Here is a 1693-nt window from a genome sequence, read left to right as displayed (position 1 = left end):
AAAGCCTACGATAGCCCCACCGCTGCCTACGCCGCCACCTCCTTCAAAAACGATGGTTCCGACTACCTAGTGCGGAACATTGAATATCAAGGGATTTCTAATATTGATACTACTGCTGTGCCTCCGACTTTCTTCTCTTACGGTTCGTCTCCCGATCCTATTATTGATGGTGGTTCTGGACAGTTTACGATTAATCGGACTGGCGATACTTCGGTTTCGGCTTCGATCGACTATTTGATTGTTGCCCCTGGTGGTGATCAACCTGTGAACAACATAGACTACAACATTAGTCCATTTGCTGTGAATCCTTCGGGAGGCACGGTGAACTTTAATCCCGGTCAAACTAGCGTTAGTCTGACGATTAACAATCTTCCTGGTTTGGCTGGTGGGGTGGTGAATTTGGGCTTTGGCCCAGGTTCGATCAGCGCTTCGGCATCGACTGCAATTACTCTGCTTTAAAGCTGTTAGTAGGGCGAGGAATCCTTGCTCTACTAATATGTCCCGCAAGTAGTTAAATGCTTTGGTAGTGATGCACAGTAATGGTTTAATATTAAATCAACATAAATTTCCGAGGTAAAAGTATGGAATATCCTAATTGTCAAAGCGATTTTTTTATTAAAAATGGAAAGACTTATTAGGGGAAACAGCGATTTAAATGTAAAAATTGTACTCGTCAGTTTATTGAGAATTTAAGTTATTAATGGCGCTCGCTGATTGGTTTTCTGGTGCTTGGTTTGGGTTGCTGCACCCTTGGTTTCTCAAGACCACTTTGAGGAAGCCGAGAGGGCGGTGAGGGCGCAGTTAGATTGAAGTCGCTAATATATCCCTACCAACACTCTTGGCGATCGTCCCCCGTTGCCACAATTTCCTCACTCTCAGCCGCTCCCCTTCTCATCGTCCATGCCAAGCTTATCAGCAGCCTCACAATCCAATGAATGCAGCACGCGCTCCACAGCGCGGAATTGTGTACTTTTCGCTGTTATATGTTTAAATGGTTAAACATTCAAATATTTCAATGTTTACAGACTGTCGTCGGGATTGAACTGCTGGAGGTATTGAGCGACCGACTTCTCCACCAGCTCGCTCATTTCCTGACCTGATTGCGCTGCTGCGGATTTAAGTTGGCGGTGCAGAAGTTTGGGGAGGTAAACGGTAGTACGAACAAAGTTGGGGTCTTGGCTTTTAGATAGCGTCACACTGGGTGAAAGGTCAGCTTCACCGGGCTTGAGTTTCTTGGCCTTTAGTAAGTAGCTAAACAAAATTAATTACATAGTTTTCTCCAAATTATTTCAAGATTTTTTCCACAGATGCAACAAAAGTTTCCCAACTTTTGTAAGCAGATATATCAATCCATTCATACTTGACAAACCGCCCTAAAGTTTCAATTGAATTTAATTTACGAGAGTAAGAATGCAACTCAAAAAGAGCAATATTACGTTGTTTCCACTCTTCAAGTTTGTAGACAATAGAATCACTGGTATGAATAGAAGCTTGATCTGTGACAATCACCGTTGGCTTATGTAGTGTGGGGAAAAAAGCATCCATACAGGCAATAACCACATCAGAGTTAATACTTTGAGATGAAATATAAGTTTCAAGATGGTTATTTCGCTTCAGGATTCCTAGGGCGTCGGTTCAGTATTAGGAGTTGACAAAAAAAGGAATTTATGAAATTAGCCAGTGCATGAGTTCG

The 1693-nt window shown here is 42.7% G+C and carries 2 protein-coding genes and 2 pseudogenes; 2 read left to right on the top strand and 2 right to left on the bottom strand.

From position 1 onward, the window contains the following. Both QUA77_RS29045 and QUA77_RS29490 read left to right on the top strand, forming a co-directional pair. Positions 1-459 (top strand): annotated as a pseudogene (locus QUA77_RS29045) (hypothetical protein); the annotation flags it as partial. 179 nt (positions 460-638) lie between these two features. Beyond that, positions 639-701 (top strand): annotated as a pseudogene (locus QUA77_RS29490) (IS1/IS1595 family N-terminal zinc-binding domain-containing protein); the annotation flags it as partial. Between the two features lie 318 nt (positions 702-1019). On the opposite strand, the gene QUA77_RS29040 reads toward QUA77_RS29490, so the two are convergent. Together QUA77_RS29040 and QUA77_RS29035 are read right to left on the bottom strand one after the other, a co-directional pair. Beyond that, positions 1020-1259: a CopG family transcriptional regulator gene (locus QUA77_RS29040; RefSeq protein WP_333454080.1), complete on the bottom strand. Its 240-nt coding sequence runs from the start codon at positions 1257-1259 to the stop codon at positions 1020-1022. A gap of 25 nt (positions 1260-1284) precedes the next feature. Beyond that, the gene (locus QUA77_RS29035) at positions 1285-1617 is read right to left on the bottom strand and encodes a transposase (RefSeq protein ID WP_333454082.1); all 333 of its coding nucleotides are present in this window, start codon (positions 1615-1617) and stop codon (positions 1285-1287) included. Positions 1618-1693: the final 76 nt, after the last annotated feature.

This window comes from Microcoleus sp. K5-D4 (assembly GCF_036704575.1).
Lineage (GTDB): Bacteria > Cyanobacteriota > Cyanobacteriia > Cyanobacteriales > Microcoleaceae > Microcoleus.
This window is presented reverse-complemented; position numbering and strand designations above follow the sequence as displayed.